The 21,863-nt window shown below is 67.9% G+C and carries 13 protein-coding genes; all 13 read left to right on the forward strand.

Going from position 1 to position 21,863, the window contains the following annotated elements:
- Positions 1–5: 5 nt before the first annotated feature.
- The 13 genes from ACF08M_RS12835 to ACF08M_RS12895 all read left to right on the forward strand — a co-directional run bounded on the left by ACF08M_RS12835 (position 6) and on the right by ACF08M_RS12895 (position 21,765).
- Positions 6–2,186 carry a phage tail tip lysozyme gene (locus ACF08M_RS12835; protein ID WP_392185255.1) on the forward strand — a complete coding sequence of 727 codons (2,181 nt, stop codon included), beginning with the start codon at positions 6–8 and terminating at the stop codon, positions 2,184–2,186.
- 172 nt (positions 2,187–2,358) lie between these two features.
- A complete protein-coding gene (locus tag ACF08M_RS12840) occupies positions 2,359–3,330 on the forward strand; it encodes a hypothetical protein (protein ID WP_392185256.1) in 972 nt (323 codons plus the stop codon).
- The gene (locus tag ACF08M_RS12845; protein WP_392185257.1) at positions 3,327–4,028 is read left to right on the forward strand and encodes a hypothetical protein; all 702 of its coding nucleotides are present in this window, start codon (positions 3,327–3,329) and stop codon (positions 4,026–4,028) included. The genes ACF08M_RS12840 and ACF08M_RS12845 overlap by 4 nt, the downstream gene beginning before the upstream one ends.
- Positions 4,029–4,102: 74 nt before the next feature.
- Positions 4,103–4,891, forward strand: coding sequence for a hypothetical protein (locus tag ACF08M_RS12850; RefSeq protein ID WP_392185258.1), 789 nt, complete (start codon positions 4,103–4,105; stop codon positions 4,889–4,891).
- Positions 4,888–5,598: a hypothetical protein gene (locus ACF08M_RS12855; RefSeq protein WP_392185259.1), complete on the forward strand. Its 711-nt coding sequence runs from the start codon at positions 4,888–4,890 to the stop codon at positions 5,596–5,598. The genes ACF08M_RS12850 and ACF08M_RS12855 overlap by 4 nt, the downstream gene beginning before the upstream one ends.
- Positions 5,599–5,660: 62 nt before the next feature.
- Complete coding sequence (locus tag ACF08M_RS12860) at positions 5,661–6,152, forward strand: hypothetical protein (RefSeq protein WP_392185260.1); 492 nt, start codon at positions 5,661–5,663, stop codon at positions 6,150–6,152.
- A complete protein-coding gene (locus tag ACF08M_RS12865; protein WP_392185261.1) occupies positions 6,152–7,198 on the forward strand; it encodes a hypothetical protein in 1,047 nt (348 codons plus the stop codon). The genes ACF08M_RS12860 and ACF08M_RS12865 overlap by 1 nt, the downstream gene beginning before the upstream one ends.
- A 95-nt stretch (positions 7,199–7,293) precedes the next feature.
- Positions 7,294–9,594 carry a relaxase MobL gene (gene mobL / locus ACF08M_RS12870; RefSeq protein WP_392185262.1) on the forward strand — a complete coding sequence of 767 codons (2,301 nt, stop codon included), beginning with the start codon at positions 7,294–7,296 and terminating at the stop codon, positions 9,592–9,594.
- Between the two features lie 111 nt (positions 9,595–9,705).
- Complete coding sequence (locus tag ACF08M_RS12875) at positions 9,706–10,248, forward strand: hypothetical protein (protein WP_392185263.1); 543 nt, start codon at positions 9,706–9,708, stop codon at positions 10,246–10,248.
- A gap of 265 nt (positions 10,249–10,513) precedes the next feature.
- On the forward strand, positions 10,514–11,074 hold the full coding sequence (locus tag ACF08M_RS12880; protein WP_392185264.1) for a hypothetical protein: 561 nt from the start codon (positions 10,514–10,516) through the stop codon (positions 11,072–11,074).
- A gap of 335 nt (positions 11,075–11,409) precedes the next feature.
- Complete coding sequence (locus ACF08M_RS12885; protein WP_392185265.1) at positions 11,410–14,319, forward strand: AAA family ATPase; 2,910 nt, start codon at positions 11,410–11,412, stop codon at positions 14,317–14,319.
- Positions 14,320–14,459: 140 nt separating this feature from the next.
- The gene (locus ACF08M_RS12890) at positions 14,460–16,511 is read left to right on the forward strand and encodes a hypothetical protein (RefSeq protein WP_392185266.1); all 2,052 of its coding nucleotides are present in this window, start codon (positions 14,460–14,462) and stop codon (positions 16,509–16,511) included.
- A 136-nt stretch (positions 16,512–16,647) separates the two neighbouring features.
- Positions 16,648–21,765, forward strand: coding sequence for a type IV secretory system conjugative DNA transfer family protein (locus tag ACF08M_RS12895; protein WP_392185267.1), 5,118 nt, complete (start codon positions 16,648–16,650; stop codon positions 21,763–21,765).
- Positions 21,766–21,863: the final 98 nt, after the last annotated feature.

The raw sequence follows: 21,863 nt of genomic DNA on the forward strand, positions 1-21,863 counted from the left end.
ACGACATGGCCACCGACAAGCCGAATCGGAGTCCCGGGAAGGGGAAGCCGGGTGACCAGCGGAGCACGTCGGTGAGCCAGGGGGTTCCCCGGCAGGGCCGCGGGACCAAGAGCCTCGGGCCCGAGGAGCAGGGCACCGAGAAGCCGGCCGAGGGCAGGACCGGCGTGCCCAAGCAGCTCCCGGGGACGGGAGCTGATCCTTCGGGCGCGGCCGATGCTGCGCCGAAGGGGCCGGACGCGGCGGGCGCTGCAGGGACCGCAGGCAAGGCAGCCGGTGCCGCGGACGCCGGATCGAAGCTCCAGCAGGGGATGAACGGCGTCGCTGGGAGCATGGCCGGAGGCGCGGCCCAGAAGGCGGTCGAGGGAGACGGCAGCAGCGCGGGCCGACGCGTCGCCGGGCGCTACGCGGGAGCCGCCGCCGCCGGTGCCGTCGCCGGAGCGCAGACCGGCGGTCTCCACGGAGCCGCGATCGGAGCAGCGAAGAACGTCGGCATCGAGGGGGCCAAGGACACGATCGAGGGCGCGTCCAAGGCCACCGGCGGCAGCCCCGTCGCCGAGCCCGCGGACAAGCGCCTGGGCGCTGGCGGCACGGGCTACGAGCGGGGCGCGGGCAAGGACGGCGAGGGCCTGGCCTCGAAGGCGGCCAAGGGCGTCGCCGTCGGAGGCGGCGCGGCTGCGGCTCCCCCGGCCATGGGCGTGATCATGGCCATGGCCTTTCTGAACTGGCTGAAGTCCATGTTCTTCGCGGCCATGGCGATGGCCCTCAACGCCGGGAAGCTGATGTGGACGCTCTTCGTCCAGGTCATCAAGGCGATCGGCCACGCGATCGCCGCGCCGTTCATGGCGGTCGGCAGCTTCATAGCCAATGCCGCCGGCGCGGCCCTGGGCATCACCGTCGCGGCCACGGTGGCCCCGGTCGCGGCTGCGATGTCGGGCGCGGTCGCGATGGTGAGCGCCGTGGCCCTGCTGGGCACGGTCTTCACCGGCGTCCTCAACTCGACGGCGCAGACCGAGGGCAACCTCAACAGGAACGGGGCGGCGTGCGTCGTCAACGCGGGCCTCACCGGCAACGGCTCGGGGGCCGCCGTCCCGGCGGACGTGGAGAAGAACGCCAAGGAGATCTACTCGGTGCTCAGCAGCTGGGGGATGCCGAAGGAGAACATCGCGGGCATCCTCGGCAACTGGTCCCAGGAATCCGGGATCGACCCGACGAGCGTGCAGAACTTCCCGACGGGGACCTATGCCATGACCCCCGAGAAGGCCAGCGCCGCGCAGAACACGGACAACGGCATCGGCCTCGGCCAGTGGACGTTCGGCCGCAATACGCAGCTGCGCCAGTACGCGAAGGGCAAGGGCGTCGACTGGTTCACGATCAAGGCCCAGCTGGCCTTCATGGCCGACGGCGACAACCCGGGCGACGTCTCGGTCTTCAAGGACATGCTCAAGACCTCGCAGGGCTCCCCGCGCGCGGCGGCGCTGCACTTCCACGAGAAGTGGGAGCGCTCCGCCGACGGCGCGGCCGGGCTCAGCACCCGCGGCGACAACGCCGAGATGTGGTTCGGCAAGATGAGCGGCTGGTCGGTCGACGGCTCGATCGTGGGCGACGTCGAGGACATCGTCGGCGGGATCATCGAGAACATCGGCAACGGGATCAAGACGATCCTGGGCAACTGCACCACCAAGGGCGGCACTTCCGTCTCGCTGAAGGACGGCGGGATGACCCAGGAGGAGGCCCAGGCCCTGGTCGACCTCTTCAACAAGGAGGGCGACAAGTTCCTCGACGACCGCTACGGCGACCAGGGCGGGCCTGGTTCGTGCGGAAGTAACCACGCCGAGAACTGCGTGTCGTTCTCGACCTACTTCGTGAACAAGTACACGACGTTCCAGACTTACCCGTCCGGCGACGGCAAGGAGACGGCGTACACGATCGCGAGGGAGACCGGCAAGCAGATGTCCTCGACACCGAGGGCGTACTCGGTGGGCTCCGGCCCGGGCTCCGGCGCGGTCGGTCACACGCTGGTCGTGCTCGGCGTCCAGGGCGACAAGGTCATCCTCGGCGAGGCGGGCTACTGCGCCTTCATGGGCCGGGTCCGCGTCGACAGCGCCGCGCGGATGGCGGCGGCGGGCTGGAAGTTCGTGGACATGTCGGACGCGATGCTCCCCTCCGACAAGGTCAAGACGGTCTGATGCGCGGCATCTGATCTGGGAGAGAAGCCGGTGCCCGGTGATCCGGGCACCGGCTTCCGCATGTCCGGCTCGGACCAGCACCTTATCGAATTGATTTCGACTCGGTCGCGAATGCCTTTGGGGATAGACTTGAGTCGTTTATGAGAGCAAAGCGGAGTGAGGAGTGAGTTCCGTGACGACAGCCCATGAGGAGTCCGAGAGCACGGGCCCGGAGCAGGAAACGGCGCAGACGCCCGAGGCACCGAAGACGCGCACGAAGCTCACCGGGGCCGAGCTCGAAGAGCGCTTCGAGGGCTGGACGATGCGCCAGCGCGAGAAGGTCCGGGCCCGCACCCCGGAGGACCGCGCGCGGCTGGTCCGACGCGGCGTCACCGCGGCGATGGGGGCCGGGATCCTCGCCCTGGTCGTGGCCACGGGCGTGGCCGGCGAGGGCTTCAAGGCGAGCACGGCGGACAACGAGGCCCGGATCCTCCAGCTCAAGGGGCAGCTGGACGACGCCCGGTCCACGCCGGTGAAGGCGGACGCCGGCGCGCAGCTGTCCAAGCTCACCGAGGCGGCAGCCGCCGACGCGAAGAAGGTCGTGGCCGGCGAGCAGGCCTTCGCCGCGCTGTACCACCAGGCGAGCGTCCAGCCCGGCCCGAACAACGGCTCTCCGAGCCAGGCCGAGCTGGAGATCATCAAGCGTCGGCGGGAGATGGCCTCTCTGTTCAGCAAGGACTCCTTCCTAGTCAGCGACGAGCAGGCGTACAGCACCTCGTCGCTGACGCCGTTCGACGCGACCACAGAGATAGACCCGCGCCACGCCTGGTACATCCGCTACGACGGCCTGGACGCAGCCGCGCCGAGCACGTACGCCTGGAAGGCCGAGACGGTGATGCCCGATCTGAGCGCGAAGGACGCCTCGGGCACGACGAACCAGGCGAAGGCCGTCTGGCTGTGCCGGGACACGAAGAGCGGCGAGGTCCTCGCCTGGGCGAGCGCGCGCTACGTGCGCAGCGGCACGACAGGGGGCTTTGATCACCTGGCTCTGGTGGTGACCGCCGCCGGGGCCCAGTACGAGAACCCCGCGATCAAGGCATCGGACGGATCCAAGGTTCCCGAGCTCAGCGGCTCGGGCGCGCAGAAGAAGGGCGGGAAGCGATGACGGAGCTGACGGCAGCACCTGCGCGGCAGGGGTTCTTCCGGCGCAACGCCCGGGTCCTGGCGACGGCGGCGGTCCTCGCGGTCGTCGCGACGGTCGCCGGGGCGACCTGGAGCGGCCAGCAGGCGGCCCTGGCCGAGCAGCAGGCCAAGATCCAGGACGCCGAGGGACGACTGACAGGCATCCAGAAGAAGAACGCCGAGCAGGTGAACGCGGACCTCATGGCGGCCCTGGGCGTCAGCCAGAACCGGCTCAGCACCGACGGCGAACGCATCAAGTCGCTGCTCTCGACGGCCTTCACGTGGGATTCGGGGCAGGGCTACGAGGCGGCGCGCGAGGGCTTGAAGAGCCGGTTCGGCCTCACCGAGGACGACGCGTTCCTGAAGTCGTTCATGCCCCCGTCGCGGTTCAACGAGGACTCCCAGGGGCGGCGCTACTACTACATCGACACGGTCGGCCTGAACTCGTCCCTCGGCGCGGATCCGGACATCGAGGCCGTCGACGCCAAGGCGGGCGTCTACACCTACGCCGTCCTGGCCGACGTCGAGGCCACTTCCGACGCGGTGTCCCAGAACAAGGCGAGCAAGGCCAGCGTCACGGCGCATCGCCGCGCGCTGCTCTTCATCACGGTTGACGCCCAGGGCAAGGTCTCGGATCTCTCCGGCGTCCCGGCGAGCGGCGAGACTCGCCATTCCGGATGACTCCAACTCCCTTTCGACTTGTCTTATTGATAGAGTTGTCCTGGTATTCGAGTGGAACAGCGAGTTGAGGGCGAATGACATCGACACAGACCGATGAGTCAGGGGCAGGCGCGGCGCGCAAGACGCGATTCGTCGCGACGCCCGCGTCCTCGCAGGAGGGCGCAGAGGCCCCAGAGCAGGCGGAGCCCACGGGCGGCTTGCGCAAGCGCACCCTCGTGGCCGGCGTGAGCATGGGTGCGGGCGCACTGCTGTGCTTCGTCCTCTCCGCGGGGTTCTCCGGCGGCCAGGGCGCGGTGAGCGACACGGCAGCGCCGGAGATCTCCGCCCTGCGGGAGCAGATCCGGACCGCCGAGGCGAAGACGGCGTCGCTGCCGAAGGCCGACGACGCCGAACGCGGCCTGACCGCGGCCCTGACGGCGGCCGGCCAGGTGGCGAAGCTGCAAAACAACTACCGCTTCCTGACGCCAGGCGTAGCGGCGGCCGGCGGCCGGCTCGACGCCGCGACGTCCCAGTCGACGCTGCGCAACCTCATCCCCTACTTCGCGCCGTCGGTGCCCCAGGCGGAGCTGGAGTCGTGGTACCTGCTCGCCAGCGACAAGGCCGTGCCGGCAGGCGTCGGGATCCCGATGGGCTTCGACTCCGGCTTCGAGTGGGTCGCCCAGGTGCCCTACCTGGTCAACGACGACAGCACCATCACGGTGACCTGGCTGGCCGTGGAGACCAGGACGGGCGCGGGTCAGAAGCCGGCGGTGCTGGCCTGGGCCCGTGCCGACTACGACCTGGTCCGCAAGGCGTTCATGAACATCCAGACCGGCACGACGGCCACGGGCGAGGCCCTGAAGCAGGAGGTGAAGGCACCGTGAACGAGGAGATCAAGGACAAGCTGCGCCACCACGCCGGGAAGATCCTGCTCGGCGGCACCGGGGCGCTGCTCGCGCTCTCGGCGGTCACGCTCGGAGCGAGCCTGCTCGGCGACGGCCCGGCCGCGTCGGACGCCCAGGCCGAAGCCGTCGTCCAGAAGCTCGAAGGCAGGCTCGGCGACGCTCAGGGCAAGCTGGCGACGCAGCACGCGGCGCTGCTGGCCCGGCTGCCGGGCATGGACATCGAGCGGGTGAACCGCGACAGGGCGACGGGCCGGTCCCTCCTGCTCAGCCTCACCGACAGCTCGGCGTCGACCCGGACGGTCAAGGAGCAGCAGGCGCTGCTCGACGCCCGCTACAGCTTCCTGGACCACGCGTCCCGGGCGCTCACCGAGTTCGTGCCGGAATGGATGACGGCGACCGGAGCCACGAAGGACGCGGGGACGACGTACACGCTCGGCGACCTGGACATCGACGTGAGCCGGGTGCAGGGCCTGAACTACTCCTACACGGGGGTGGCCCGGCTCGATCCGGTCCGCATCGGACCGGAGCAGAGCGGCACCACCAAGAGCGAGTTCGTGGTCTTCACCTACTCCACCTCCCAGGACGGTGCGGCGACGTCGCTGGACGCCTACCGGGCCTCCAGCAAGACCCGCGACGCCCTCGCCGCGGCCGACGAGGACCGCCCCTCCCCCGAGCCGACCGGATGAGCCGAGCGCCCGCCGCTCCAGCACGCACCCCAGCAGACACCGACGAGACGAAGGACAAGCCCATGTCGACCCAAACCCTGGAGAAGACCGAGACGACCGCCCCGACGAGCACGGCCGCGACGGCGAAGCCCGCGGCGGAGAAGAAGGACTCGAAGCTGCGCGCTATCTGGCGGGCCCTGGCCCCGAAGGAGGAGGCCGGCCGGCTCTCCGTCGTGGTGTGGGCGGGGTTCTTCCGGGCGATCGTCCTCCTCGCCGACTACCTGCTGGCGTTCATCACGGCCATGGTCGTCATCCCGCTGCTGGGCGCATGGCTGCACCAGCAGTCCGGCGCGGCCAAGGGCATGCTCAGCACGGACGGGACCATCGCCATGTGGCTGATGCCGCTCCTCTTCCTGGTCGCGCTGCTCGCCGCGGGCGAGATCGTCGTGATGCGCGCCATGTGGCGCTGGGCGACGCGGACGATCGCGAAGATCCGCCACGCCCGCGACGCCGCGCCGGAGCCCACCGCCAGGATCACCAACCAGAGCAGGAACAACCGCAAGAGGAGCAAGTGATGCGCACCGCAGGACTGACGATGAACGACGTATGGGCCCACCGTGTCCTGCGTGAACGAGGAGTGGAGACGCACCGGCTGGAGGGGGTGACCGCCGAGCTGGGCGTCCTGGTCGAATCGCTCGACCTCAATCACCGGGGCAAGGAGGAGAACTACCGCCCCTACCTGCACATGACGGGCGAGCTCCGCCGGGTCACCCCGGCCCAGGCGCTGCCGTTCGGCATCTCCCAGGTGACCTACTCCCCCGGCCAGGGCGAGAAGGTCGACGCCTTCTACGAGTTCGACGACCAGCAGCTGGTCGTGCTCGCCAGCAAGGGCTACTTCACGAGCGGCTTCTCCGTGCCCGAGCAGGTCACCGGGATCGAGTGGGAGCTGCCGGCCACGGCGGACATGCTGGTGCTGGCCCCGTCCGGGACGCAGGCCGAAGGCGACGCGCCCGTGGTCTTCACCCAGATCCACGACATCGGGAGCCTGGAGATCGACCTCGATTCCAGCGGCTACGACCTCTCCGCCTACTTCGCCGACCACTCCAAGAACGGCGTCCCGCGGGCCGAGGCCGTGGTCGACGCGCGCGGGCTGAGGGCTCGCTCGGACGCGATCAACTCGCTGTTCACCGAGGACGAGCTGGGCCTGGGCACCGAAGCCGAGACGGCCATCGGAGCGCCCGCGGCCGAGGCGGCACCGGCCGCCGACGGCATGAGCGCGCGCCTGCAGCAGGTCGAGGCGGAGATCGCCGCCGAGCGCGAGCAGTACCGCACCGAGCGCGCGAGCACCGAGGGCACCACGGAGAACCTCTACCGGGAGCGCGTGGCCGCGCCCCTGCACCGGGCCGAGGAGCATGAGGAGCCGTTCGCTCCCCTGGTCCCGGCCCGCGAGGCGCGGCGCGACCTGGACCACGGTCTCGACCTGGAGCTGGAGGAGCAGGAGGCCCGGCGGCGCGAGGCGGCCAGGCCCGCCCCCAGCCTGGATGAGCGCAAGCGCCAGGTGGCCCAGCGCGCGGCCGACCTGGACTTCGGCGAAGCCGGCGGGCAGAGCCTGGGGTCCTGAGGACGGAGCAGGCACGACGAGCGCGGCCCCGGTTGCTGGCGAACAGCAGCCGGGGCCGCAGCGCATCGGCCACCTAGGCAGGAAGGAGAGCGACGATGGGGCTCAAGCAGGACATCATCGTGGTCAACGAGTTCAGCGTGCCGCTGCCCGGCGGCAAGGGGTCGCGCGGCGCGACGCCGGGCGACTACGTCACCCGGTACATGGCCCGGGAGCAGGCAACCGAGTCTCTGGCCCCGATCCAGCGCCTGCGCACCGACGACTTCATCATGCGCTACATGGCGCGGGAGTCCGCCGTCGAGCGCGCGGGCATCACGCGGGGCGCGGCGAAGCACGAGATGCGCCAGGCCCAGGGCGACGGCGGCGTGGCCTTCGGCTACGGCTCCGTCTCGCTCTCGGACGAGCAGCTCAAGGCGGCGTCCAAGGACATCCAGCGCCACTTCGAGAACGGCAAGACGGTGCTGAAGACCGTGCTGTCGTTCGACCAGGAGTACCTGCGCGGGCACGGGATCATCCCTGAGGACTTCGTGTGCGAGAAGCGCGGGGACTACCGCGGCCACATCGACCAGATGAAGCTGCGCATGGCGGTCATGCACGGCCTGGAGCGGATGAGCTCGGGCAGCAGCGGCTTCGACGACCTCCGCTACGTCGGGGTCATCCAGGTCGACACCGAGCACGTGCACTGCCACCTGGCCATGGTCGACGGCGGGGTGGGCCAGGTGACGAGGAGCGGCACACAGCGCGGCAAGCTCCTGGACCGGCACAAGTCCAGGCTCCGCCGCGGCGTCGACGCCTGGCTCGACGAGAAGCAGGCCGTGGCCCACCTCTCCAGCGCCGTCGGCTACGAGCGGCGCAATGTCACCACGTTCATCAAGAGGTGGGCGCACGAGCGGATCAGGGCCGAGTCCCTGCCGCAGTTCCTGCTCGCCTGTCTGCCGGCGGACCGGACGCTGTGGCGCGCCGGCTCGAACGACGCGCGCATGCGCAAGGCGAACCAGCTGGTGGCCGAGCTCGTGAAGGAGCAGCTCGAACGCGCCGGCTCACCGATGCCGGAGGCCATGGAGCGCATCGTGGACTACGCCAACGAGCGCCGTGCGAAGGAGTCCTTGACCACGGAGGAATGGCAGAGGCTCGTCGAGCAGGGACGCGCGCAGATCCTGGAGCGCGCCGTCAACGGCGTCTACCAGATGCTGCGGGCGATGCCTGAGTCGGAGCTGCGCGTGCGCACGCCGATGCTCGAGGTCATGGGGATGGACTACCGGCAGATGGCGGTGCTGGCCGCGGACCGGCGGAGCGAGGACGAGAGCGCCGAGGCCGACCTGGTCTCCTTCGGCTTCCGGCTGCGCAGCTACGTCTCGCGCCTGCAGCACCACCGGGAGAAGGCCGGGGCCTACCGAGACCTCGCGCACCAGTGGGAGCGGGCCGAGAAGGCCGGCGTCGCCGCCGAGGACTCGCGCCCGCTCTACGACTTCTACCGCTTCGAGGGGGACTACCACCGCCGGCTCACGAGCAAGTACCGGCACTTCCTCCCCTTCCTCGGGGACGCCAGCCAGTGGTACGAGCAGCAGCAGGACGTGGCGGCCTACGGCCAGCGCCTGCTCTCCCTCATGGCCCTGCGCGCCGACGCCTCCCTTCAGCGGATGAAGGACCCCGAGGAGGCCGAGGACCTGGGCCGGACGATCTACCACCAGCCCGGCGGCCGGCTCCTGACCGACGGCAAGCGCGGCCGGGCGGTGCTGGACGCGCGCATCCGGACGATGAAGCAGGCCTACGGCCAGAAGCTGGAGGGCCTGCGGGCCGATCTCGCGTCCTCCGGCCTGGTGCTGCGCGCGGGACCGAGCGCCGAGGACCAGACGAGCGCAGAGCCGGACGCGGTCGGCACCGACTTCGAGATCGTCGCCGGTCCCTCGCACGACTTCGCCGAGGTCAAGGCCCTGGACCTGCACCACCTCGGCTACGACTTCGTCACCGACGTCGAGATCGGGCCGCACGCGTGCCAGACCTTCGTCGAGACGAGCCGGGAGCGCCGGCGGCTGCTGCTGGCGGCGATGGACTACCTCGACCAGTCGGGCCAGGCCGAGGCCATCCCCGATCTGCCTGTGGACGACGTCGCGGCGATGACGCGCGTCTCCCGGGAGCTGACGGCTCATCAGCGGGACGAGGGATCCGGCTCGCCCGTGCTGCGCTCCAGGATCGCGGAGCTGCGCGCCGAGCGGATGCGGCGGTCCAAGGCGTCGTCGCTGGACGCCGGCCTCGTCGTGCGGGTCCAGGCCCAGGTCGATAGGGCCGTGACCACGGCGGACGCCGGGATCGCATTCGACTCGCAGTCATCCCCTTTCTCGAATGACATGGAACGTGAGCAGAAAGACCAGTCGTGGGTCTTGTCGAATGCTCTATAACAGTATTAGCGTGAAGAGTGTTCGGCAGGCGCTCAACGCCTTGTCCGGACGATGTGACTGATCGCGGCCGACCTGTCAGAAGGCAGTCGGAATGAACGGAAGGAAGAGATCATGGCACTTCTCAAGGGCAAGGGCGCGATGACCGGAGTCAACCTCATCGCTCGGGTCTACGACAACGGCAAGACCAGGGACGGCAAGTCGCACTACGCCGACGTCCAGGTCGACGCACGAGATCCGCGCGGTCCGGAGCAGACCAACCTGCACCTGAAGTCCGAGCGCGTGAAGAGCGACGACGGCAAGACCCGCTACAACAACGGCGCTCCGTACTCCGTCGGCCAGATGGAGGAGATCGTCAAGGCCGCGGGCCCGAACAAGGAGCCGATCCTGGACAAGGACGGCAACTCGGTCGGCACCGTCTATGGCTTCAAGGGCAACGTGATGCCGGCGACCCGGGGCACCGGCCTGGTGGTCAACACCAAGTCGGTCGAGGCCTCCGAGTTCAAGGTCGACGACAAGACCCTGGACAACCAGTTCGCGTCCATGCGTGCCGCCCGCGAGGCGCAGGCCGCGGCCAAGGAGTCGCAGGCTCAGGCCCCGGCCCTCGATGCCGAACAGCAGCAGGTAGTCGAGGTCGACGAGCCGGCGGTCGGCTGAGGCCGAGGCTGAGTCAAGCCTCGTCTGAAAATGCTGGTGGCCGCACCTATTCGCGTAGGAACGGCCACCACTGACTCGCGCGAGTCACTACACCATCAGCACTGGAACCCAAACCAATCACTGGGGTGCTCCTGCAGGCGCGTGCTACCGCGCCGTGCTCAGAATAGTCATGTCCGGGATCAGCTGGAGTCCAGCTCCAGGGTTCGGCTGGCTGTCCGACAACGCCGGGGCCCCACTTCATCCAGGGGATCCCTCCATGAATCCTATGTTCCAAACAGTTCTGCCCCGTCGAAGGGCCCGCCGGCTGGGCGCCAGCCTGCTGACCGCTGTCGCGGTGGCCGGCTGCACGATGCTCTGGGCATCTCCGGCCAACGCGGCCTCCTACAAGTGCAAGACCTCCACCAAGTCGATCGACACGGCGAACTACAACGGCCCCTGGGCCGACCAGTGGGACGTCAAGACAACTCTGTGCGCCAAGCGTTCGGGGTCATACGTACACGCCTACGCCAAGGTCTCGTGGGATGGTCCCACCTTCGGGACGATCGACGACAGCCACATCTTCGACTCGGCACGCTTCCGGCTCCAGATCAAGAAGTCCCAGTCCGGAACGGATCCGGTCAAGACGTCGAAGGACTTCTACGGCATCGAGGCACAGCTGGAGAACTCGAACGGCTGGGGCAACTACAACGGTTCGTACACCACCGGCACCATCAAGTGGAAGGCCGGGAGCGCCAAGGGGCTCGCGGACGGTGTTCTGCAGCTCGACTGGCGTAAGTGCTGCGGTGGGTACCACAGCCACAACTTCACGGCCTCACCGGTCGTCTAGCGAGCCCAGCTGACCAGCCCTTCAATGGCCGCCGTGCCCTCAGGCTGGTTCCGCCCGCCCGTGCACACCGCATAGTGCGGCTGCGCAGAGGGCCACCGATTCAGAGGGCGCCGTCAATCCCCCGACGGCGCCCTCCGTCCCTCACCGAAACAACCGGATCTTGTGACCCGCAGACCGCGCAGCGCGGGGCCCAACAAGGCCCCGGTCCGCGAGCCCGAGTACGGAGGGTGAGCAACTTCTAACCAAAGCACGTCACGAGAGGCGCCAGAGACCATGCTGCGACCTCTCACATTTCCCAGTCATATCTTCAGTCAAGTCGAGAGGTCTTGCGCGGCATGTTTCAAGAGGCGCAGCTCAACGAGCGGTATCGGCTCCTGTCCAAGCTCTCGGAGCCACTGAAGAAGGCCGAGCGCGACATCGTCGGCCGCGAGCACGAGACGACACAGTTGCTGGCCTCGATGAGCCGTCCCGAGCTGTGCAACGCGCTCCTGCTGGCCGAAGCTGGCACGGGTAAGACGACCCTGGTCCAGGCCACGATGCTGGTGGACAAGAACCGTCTTTACCTCGGAGTGGATCCGGCGCGCATGATCTCCGAGGCGGGCACCGCTGAGAACATGGCTGCGATGCTCAAGGCCTTCTTCGACGAGGCCGAGGGCTTCGTCAAGGACGAGAAGCACGAACTGGTCCTCTTCATCGACGAGTTCCACCAGATCATTCAGCTCTCCGCCGCCGCCGTCGAGGCGATCAAGCCGGTCCTCGCCGACTCGGGAACCCGCGGCATCAGGATCATCGCGGCGACGACCTACGAGGAGTTCCACAAGCACATCTCGCCGAACCAGCCGCTCGTCGAGCGCCTGCAGCGCATCAACCTCAACCCGCCGGACCAGGCGACGACCATCAAGATCCTGCAGGGCATGGCCGAACGGTACGGCGTCGCCGGCGAGTTCTACGACGATCACGTCTTCCGGCAGATCTACGAGTACACCCAGCGCTACATGCCCGCCAGCGCCCAGCCCCGCAAGTCGATCCTCGTGCTCGACTCCATGGTCGGCTGGCACCGCCTGACGCACCGTCCGATGGACCGGGACCTGCTCTCGGACGTGCTCATGGAGACCCTGAACGTCAACGTGGCCTTCAAGGTCGACGGCGCGAAGATCAAGGAGCAGCTGGACGAGGAGGTGTTCAGCCAGGGCTGGGCGACCGGCGCGGTGGCACGTCGCCTGCAGCTGTCGGTGGCGGACCTCCACGACAAGGGAAAGCCGATGGCGAGCCTGCTGTTCACGGGCTCCACAGGAACGGGGAAGTTCTGCATCGACTCGACGCAGGTTCCTGTCTACTCGAGCGACGGCGAGACCACGTGGAAGTTGCACGGCGACCTGATCCCGGGCGACAGAGTGTTCGGTCGCCAAGGTCGCCCGGTCGAGGTGCTTGGACACTTCCCGCAGGGCATGCAGGACGTCTACCGGGTCACGCTCTGGGACGGCCGGACTCTCGACGTTGGGGGACCGCACTTGTGGACGGTCTACACGGCCACGCAGCGGTCGAAGAAGCATGCGGGCAAGGACGTCGCGCCGATGGTGCTGAGCACGCAGGAAATGGTCGAGCGTGGCGTCGTGTGGACCTACCCCGGCGACTCTCGGGAGCATCTGAAGTTCTTCATCCCGGCGAACGGACCAGTGCACTGGCCGGAGCAGGACTTCGACGTCGACCCGTACGTCTTGGGCGTCCTCATCGGCAACGGGTGCCTCACTGAGACGCAGCTGACGCTCTCGTCTGACGAGGACGACGCCGACCACACCGTGTGGATGGTGGGCGAATGGCTGGGATCGGCACCGAAGTCGTACGGGCACAGCTACAGCTGGGTCTTCCCTCTCGGCGTCGGCTCGGTGGAGGACCGCCGCGATTCGCTATACCAGACGAAGTACGTGCTTGCCTCGGTTCCCGATCTGATTGGTGCGCGCTCGGCGGAGCGCCGCATCCCGGAGAGGTACAAACACGGATCGGTACAGCAGCGGTGGGCACTGGTGCGGGGCCTTTTCGACACCGACGGATCGATCGGCGGCTCGAACGACCGCTTCAACGTCTCGTACTCAACGTTCTCCGAGGGGCTCGCGGAGGACCTCAGGGAGATGTTGTTCTCGCTCGGCGTCTCGAACACGGTCAAATCGTGGACACGCACGAGGGAGGGCGGGCGCGAACTAACCGAGTACGACGTGCACGTGAAGGTCGGCAACGAGCATAAGGCCCAGTTCTTCTCCCTCCCCCGCAAGCACGAAATCGCACGGCGGGCGGTCATCGAGACCTCGGGTCGTAAGCGCGTGAAGAGGTTCGACATGGTCGGCATCGCGTCAATCGAGAAGCTGCCGGAGCAGCAGAGCTCGTCGTGCATCTACGTCAACGACGAGGAACACCTATACCAGGCTGGCCAGTTCGTGGTCACGCACAACACGGAGCTCACGAAGCAGCTGGCGCGGCTGCTGTTCGGCGACGACCAGCGGCACCTGATCCGCTTCGACATGACGGAGTACGCCGAGGACTCCTCGTTCGCGGCCTTCCGCTCCGAGCTCACCAAGCGCGTGTGGGACCTCTCCCACGCGGTGCTGCTGTTCGACGAGGTCGAGAAGGCCTCAGCAATGGTCACGCGCGTGCTGCTGCAGGTGCTCGACGACGGCCGGCTCAACGACGACAACAACCGCGAGGTGAGCTTCCTCAACACGTACATCGTGCTGACGACGAACGCAGGCTCGGAGATCTACAAGACCATCGCGCAGTACGCCGCCGACGACACCGGCTCGGGCAAGCAGCTGATGGAGTACGAGAAGCTCATCCGCCGCTCAATCTCCTCGACGACGGGTGACAACCGGTTCCCGCCCGAACTGCTGGGCCGCATCGACGCGATCGTCCCGTTCCAGCCGCTGTCGTCGGCCACGCAGGAAAAGATCGTCCAGAAGAAGCTGCTCCAGATGGTGCAGGAAGTGTTCATCAAGCACAACGTGCGGGTCACGGTCGATGAACGGGTCATGCAGTACCTCATCGAGGACAAGGGCGACAACGACTCGGACGCCGGCGGCGCGCGCGCCGCCGTGGCGAAGCTGACCGACGAGGTCACCACCGAGGTGGCGACCTTCCTCAACGAGCACCCCTCGGAGCGACGGATCCGCATCGACGTCGTCGGCGAGATGGCCAGCGACGACAAGAAGCGACTGCGCTCCGACGCCCGCGTCGAGGTCAGCGCGGCGCGATGAACCGGGCACGGCATCAGGGACCAATCGACCAACGAGCCGATAGCCCTTTCATGCCCTATGGTCACCTACTCCAACAGGGCGACGATAAGATACTCATAAACCAGGCGAACTGCGTTTCATTAGCGAAGGGATCGGCATCAATGGGCATTCTGGGAACGGCGACCGTCAGCCAAAAAAAGGAACGAAAGAAGAAGCCCGACGAGGTCCTGGCCTCCGTGGTGAGAGAGACGGCGATCCCGGCGGCAGTCGAGCTGCTGCGGGCGAACACGCGGTTCGTCTTCCCCAGCGGCACGGCCTGGGTGATGCTCGTGCTCGCGTCCGACTCGATCGGCGGCCTGAGCAAGCGGCACGGCCGGGACGAGGCGAAGGGCTCGATCATCGAGCTCATCGGCTCCGACCAGATCCGCACGGTGGCCACGGCGGAGATGCTCGAAGAGGAGGTCTTCGGCATCATCCCCACCGAGGAGACCCTCGCGCGCATGGAGGAGTACTCGCTGCTCACCGGTGCCAAGTACGCCTGGGCCGTCGTGTGGCAGAAGCCCAGCGGCGACCTGCTCGTCGACCTGGTGAGCGACGCGACCTTCGCGCAGGCGCGCTCCGTCGCCGCGGGCACCACGAGCCTCGAAGGGGCCATGGGCGAGAAGGCATGGGAGGAGCACAGCGGACTGGTCGCCGAGGCCGGGGCAACCGGCCCCGCCCCCGCGGTCCTCGGAGAGGACGAGGGCGACGTGATCTTCGACGAGATCCCCGGAGGCGAGGGCGCTGACGACGGCCTGGACGACGAGCCGGTCTTCAGCGACGTGGTCGTCGACGACGAAGGGGCGGACGCCCCCGTGTTCGACGAGGACGAGGAGGGCACCGCTGGGGTCGAGCCGGCGCACAACGGCGACGAGGCGGGCGGCTTCGAGGGCTTCGACGAGACCGACGCCGGCTACGGCGTCGAGGACGACTACCAGGAGGACGGCGACGCGGTGCTGCTGGCCGATCAGACCCAGGCGCGTGACGTCATCGCCCGCCGGTTCCTCTCCGAGGAGCTGGACCTGGACGTCCGGCTCGACGAGTTCAACGCAACCTTCGCCATCGGCGCGCCGGTCGTGCAGATCGCCGTGCCCGAGGGCGCGACCGAGTGGCTCGGGGACCAGGTCGCCCAGCTCAACCGCCAGGCCAACGCGGACCTGACGCAGCTCCGCTCCGCGCACGAGGACGAGCTGCGAGCCCTCTACGTCAACCTCATGTCGGCGCACGCCGAGCAGGTCATCCGCGACGTGGCCACCGACCGCGACGGCTCCCGGTACAAGCGGCTCAAGGACGCCGCCGAGGCCGAGCACCAGCAGCGGCAGGCGGAGAAGGACGAGAAGATCAGGGCCCGCCGGGCAGAGATCGCCAAGGACTACGAGGCGCAGGCCTCCAAGGTGGCCCAGCAGGCGGCGCTCTCGGCGGAGCTGCAGTACAAGGAGCGCAATCGCACGAAGATGGAGCGCGAGCAGATCGACTCCGTCGCCGAGATCGAGCGGGGCATCGAGGACACCCACGCGCACAACCAGCAGGAGATCCTGAGGGTCCGGCGCTCGGACGCCACGCTGAAGATGCAGACCGGCCAGACGCGGATCTTCGAGGTGCTGGCCGAGCGGCAGACGGAGTACCTGGCTGCCGAGGAGGAGCGCCTGACCGGGTGGAAGGCCGAGATCCAGCGGATCGTCGACGACAATCGCAAGGCCGACATCGCTCAGTCCGAGGCGCTGGCCGAGCAGCTGCGGACCACGGACGAGATCGGCGTGCTGCGCCGTGAGCAGCAGGACCTCCTGGAGTCGACGCGCAGCGAGCACTCCGACCGGATCTGCCGGATGGAGGACGAGCTGGAGCGCAACCGCAGGGACGCCGTCACGCAGATGCAGGCCCGCGACGCCGAGTGGCAGCACAACCTCGACCTGGAGAAGGAGAAGACCAACTCCCAGACGGCGCGGGTCACCGACCTGCTCCAGCAGCTGGAGACGATCGAGGGCTCGGTCAAGCGCCGCTACGAGGGCCAGATCGACGAGCTGAAGCAGGCCCGCGACTCCTACGCGACGGAGATGGCGCGGGCCTCGGAGGTCCAGAGCCGCTCGAACAAGATCCTCGTCGTCATGATTGTCACGCTCTCGCTGCTGATGGGCGTGGCCGGCTTCATCGTCGGGGTGGTCATGACCCGTTGAGCGGTCCGGTCATGACCGATGAGGCGATCTGACGGCGCATGGGGCGCGTTCCCCATGCGCCGTCGCCGTCTGCGCAGGCAGGCGCACTGGACAGCAGGACAGCAGCCCGAGCAGGGCTCGAGAGTAAGGAATCACGATGGCCACGAACAGGCGAAAGGCAGCACGGCCGAAGGCGAGCAGCTGGGACAAGATCTCGGCGCGGACGCCCGGCGAGACGCTGACGAACCGAGACGTCCACGACAACCAGCAGCTGGACCGCAGCAAGTTCCTGACCCTGAGGTCGGCGAGGCCGGGCATCGTCGTCGCGGCGATCACCGGCGCGCTGGTGGCGATCGTCGCCTGGGTCCTCTACTCGCTCATCGCCACCGCGGCGCTCTCCGTGGGCGCGTCCGTGGGCCCGGGCGCGCTCGGCGGCGGCACCGGCAAGCCGAGCGCGTACTACGTCCAGGACACCACCACGGGCGCGGGCGGCGCGGTCGTGAAGTGCTACCGCCCCATGACCAAGGACGGCAACCCGGACGTGAAGGCGAAGTGCTACCCCAGCGCCGAGGCCGTCCCGGTCCCCGAGTGGTACGCCGCGGCGAAGGACGGCAAGCCCAGCGCCGAGAAGCCGGCCGAGGCCAAGAACAGCGCGACGACGGTCGGCGCGCAGCTCGCCGACGTCTCGGGGTTCAAGGTCTTCATCGCGCTCGGCTCGGGCCTGATGGTCGCCCTGATCATCGGCACGTGGTTCTCGCGGAAGGTCGCCGCGGCGAACCTGATGAACACCACGGCCGACATCAACCAGTACCAGAACGACCAGCACATCGCCCTGCCGGAGGAGATCCAGCAGAACTACGACTGGTTCCCCGACGCCGGCGCTCACTCCAGCGTGCAGGTCAGCTCGATGCTCAGCCACATGATGCTCAAGAAGAAGGGCCTGGGCACCGTCGAGGTCGCCCAGCGAGCCGAGACGGACGTCATCGACGAGGAGGGGAACGTCGTCTACTACGCCGGCGAGGTCATGGTCGACGACGAGGGCGATCCGCTGATGCAGACCCTGCCGATCATCGACGAGGCCTTCGGCGACGCGCTGTTCGAGGCCTCGGGGCTCCCCGAGGACAAGGCCCTGCGGCAGAAGTACGACACCACGCTGATCCCGTACAACCCCGGCGGCACGGACCGGGACAAGCTCGGCTTCAAGTCGGAGAAGTACAAGACCGTCGCCGACCTGATCAAGGAGGACTGGGAGTTCCCGGCGTACGAGGTCCAGCGCCCGGCCGGGGCGTACGTGGTCGACACCGCGCCGGTGAACACCATGGTGCTGGCCATCACCCGAGCCGGCAAGGGCCAGACGGTCATCGAGCCGACCATCGACATGTGGTCGCGCGAGAAGGAGCCCTCGAACATGGTCGTCAACGACCCCAAGGGCGAACTGCTGGTGAAGAACTACGTGCCCCTGGTCACGCGCGGCTTCGAGCCGGTGCAGTTCAACCTGATCAACTCCATGAAGACCGACATCTACAACCCCCTGGGCCTGGCGGCCGACGCGGCGCGCGAGGGCAACTTCACCAAGTGCGCGCTGTACGTGGAGAACATCGCCGGGATCTTCTTCCCGCTGGACGGCGGGGAGGACCCGGTCTGGCCCAACGCGGCCAACAACGCCTTCAAGCGAGCGGCCTACGGCCTGATCGACTTCTACCTGGAGGAGGAGCGGGAGCTGCGCAGCGCCGCCGCGGTGCTGAAGATGGACCCGGCGATCCTGGAGCAGAAGCTCGACGACCTCTGGGGCAAGGTCACACTCTACAACTGCTACCAGCTCTTCGTGCAGATGAGCTCGAAGAAGATCAAGAACCCCGAGGCCGAGCTGGAGAAGCGGGTCAAGGCCGGCGAGTTCGAGAACAACGAGGACGGCCTGACCGAGGAACAGGAGAAGGCGGCGGCCCAGGCCTTCATGTGGGAGGGCAAGGCCGATCAGGACATGCTCAGCCTGTACTTCAATGCGAGCGAGGAGCTGCCCCGCAACAACATGCGCACGCTGGTGGGCAATGCCCACAACGCGCTGCGCTCGATGGCCGGAGCGGAGAAGATGCTGGCCTCGGTGTACGGCATCGCGATCACGGCCATGTCGTTCTTCACCGACCCCACGATCTCGACGCTGACCTCGGGCAAGCCCTCGCAGAACACGGACCTCGCGGGCCTGTCGTTCCCGCGCCGGCTCGGCGTGCGCTTCGCGCCGAACTACCTCAAGCGCGACCACCTCGTCGGCCAGCAGGCCGTGTGGTCGGCCTACGCGGACCCGATGTTCGCCGAGAGCCTGGGCAAGGACTTCGAGCACGAGGAGATCGTCGGCCGCGAAGGCTGGGCCCGGTACAACTTCAAGGGCAAGTTCCCGACCGACGAGGCCTGGCTCAAGCTGGAACTGGTCAACCCGCAGACGAAGATGCTGGTGCGCACCTTCCACTTCCGCTTCACGAAGAACTACCAGGTCTCGCTCAACGGCCGGCACTACGTGGTCGAGCCGGTGACGGGCAAGAAGATCGTGAAGAACGGCGTGATGCGCGAGCTCAAGCCGGTGCGCGAGGGCGGCACTCGGGACGGGAAGATTCTGTCCTTCCAGCCCGCGGACACGCTCTACCCGGACACGAAGCTGGACTTCTCCGGCGGCGGCAACCCGGAGAAGGTCTCGTACGAGGCGCGGGCGATCACGCAGACCTTGGCGCGCTACTCGGAGTCCCCGAAGGCGCTGTACCTGGTCACGCCCCCGCACTTGATGAAGTACGCCAAGCTGATCCTGATCCTGGTCAAGCAGCTGTTCGACGTGAGCGCCGACCAGGCGTACATGACCAAGTCGAACCAGAAGCCGCTGTACCGGACGCGGTACATGCTCGACGAGCTGGGCAACCTGCAGTCGGAGGGCAAGGGCATCGACGGCTTCGAGACTATGCTCTCCATCGGCCTGGGGCAGGAGCAGCAGTTCACGCTCATCCTGCAGACCCTCCAGCAGCTGCGCGACGTCTACGGCGAGTCGGTCGACAAGATCGTGCAGGGCAACGCGCAGCCGCTCCATTCCCTGATCGGGACGCCCTTCGGCTGGCAGCGCATGGGCGACACGAAGGTCGGCGACGCGGTGCTCACGCCGTTCGGCATCGTGAGCGAGGTGACCGGCGTGTTCCCGAAGGGCACTCGTCCGGTGTACCGGGTGACGCTGCGCGACGGATCCAGCTCCGAGGTGTGTAATCAGCACCTGTGGCAGATCGAACGCTGGAAGTCGAGCTTCCGCACGGTCGACGGCGTGCGCGTGGGCACCTCGCCCACGGGCAAGACGGCCGCGCGCGTCTCGGAAGTCATCGATACCGACGAGCTGAAGCGTCTCGTCGACGCTGGCAAGCAGATCGACCTGTCCCGGATCGATCCGGTGGCGTATGCCGGTTCAGCCCTCCCGGTCGACCCGTACGTGCTGGGCGCGATCCTCGGCGACGGGCATGTGCAGGGCAACGGGGTCGTGAAGTTCACCTGCGCTGCCCCCGAGACCGTCGCCGAGATCCGGCGTCGCGGGTACACCGTGGTGGACGACACCGTGCGCGGCCAGCGCAAAGATGGCATCGGCTACCGGATCAACGGTGTGAACTCCGCCATGCGTGAGCTGGGCCTCGCGGGGAAGCGCTCGTGGGAGAAGTCGATCCCGGAGGCGTACCTCTACGGCTCGGTGGCGCAGCGGATCGACCTGCTGCGGGGCCTGATGGACACCGACGGCACGATCGGCGGGACGGGCGAGATGGAGTTCACTTCGTCGAGCCGCGAGCTGGCTGAGGGCGTGCAGCACGTGATCCGCTCGCTCGGCGGCCGGGTCGGGATCAACGTGAAGGCCGAGGTCCTCTATACGTCGCCGACCCAGGCCGAGCCGAAGGCGGGACGCGCGGCGCACCGTGTACAGAACATCCGGCTGCCGAAGATCAACCCGTTCGCCCTGCCGCGCAAGGCGGAGCGGTGGAGGGACCGCACCGACAATTCGGGCAACCGGGTGGTCTCCGTCGAGTACGTGCGCGATGAGCCCGTGCAGTGCATCAGCGTCTCGGACGAGCGCCACCTGTACATTACGGACGACTTCATGCCGACGCACAACACCTCGAACATCGTCTTCCTGAAGTCCACGGACGACAGCATGATCGAGACGCTGGAGAAGATGAGCGGCAAGACGCACCGCTCGTACCGGGACAGCAAGCAGATCAGCCAGGACCTCGACAAGGTCATCGGCGGCAAGACCGAGGGCCGGGTCTCCTACACGATGAGCACCAAGGAGGAGCCGCTGATCAGCTACAACGACATGGCCTTCCTCTCGCCGCGCAACTCGATCGTCTTCCGGGCCGGCGACGCGCCGATCTGGAACCGGAACCAGACCATCCTGCCGATGTCGTTCCGGCTGCTGGGGGACACGATCAAGCACCCGGGGCACACGTACTCGCTGCAGACGATCCCGACCCTCTCCAGCGCCATGGACTTCGACGTGCGGATGAACCAGCCCGACTTCGTGAAGATGCTGGAGAAGCGCATGGCCCAGGCGGTCCAGGCGTCGCGGGCCAAGGCCCAGTACGAGGAGATCTACGGGTACAAGGAGGTCGACATCGCGCGCCTGGACCCTGACGTCTACGCCGACGAGGTCATGGAGGTCATCACGACGATGACCGCGGTCGACGAGGGCCACGACCCCAACGCGCCGGTGGTCGTCGACCCCGACGAGTACGAGGGGTCGATGATGTTCGACGACGACCAGTTCATCGAGAACGTCGAGGTCGGGGTTGCGGTCGCCGAGAGCCAGGCGGTCAACGCGGCGCGGGAGCGCATGGTGTACGCCGAGGGCACGATCAACAAGGCGATGCTGGTCAACCCCGACGGCTCGGCGAAGGTCAAGAGCCTGGACTTCGAGATCGGCGAGGCCTACAAGTCGGCGCAGACCGAGCTGGAGCAGGACCGCGAGAACTTCTCGGTCGGCGGCGACGGCGAGCTGCGCAGCGCCGACGGGTCCCAGACGTACATCAGCCAGATCCGCTCGGACGCGTACGCCACTGCGGCCCGCCGGATCAACGGCCACGTGAACGACGAGAACTCGCGGGTGTTCGCGGAGGAGGACATCACCGAGGAGGACCTGAAGTCGCTGGCGACGGTGAGGGTCCACGCCGCGTTCTACCAGTACCTGGCCTCCCTGCCGAGCTGGGAGGTGCTGGCCGACGGCGCGTTCGACCGGGCCATGGCCATCGAGATGAACTCGAAGTAGCCGGCGGCCACTCGGGGCCGGCGAAGGACCGCGACCAGTGTCGGGGCCGTCTCTCGAATGAGGTGGACTGCCCCGGCACTCGCCTTTCCGAATGACTT

The sequence above is a fragment of the Streptomyces sp. NPDC015032 genome (assembly GCF_043080425.1).
GTDB lineage: Bacteria > Actinomycetota > Actinomycetes > Streptomycetales > Streptomycetaceae > Streptomyces.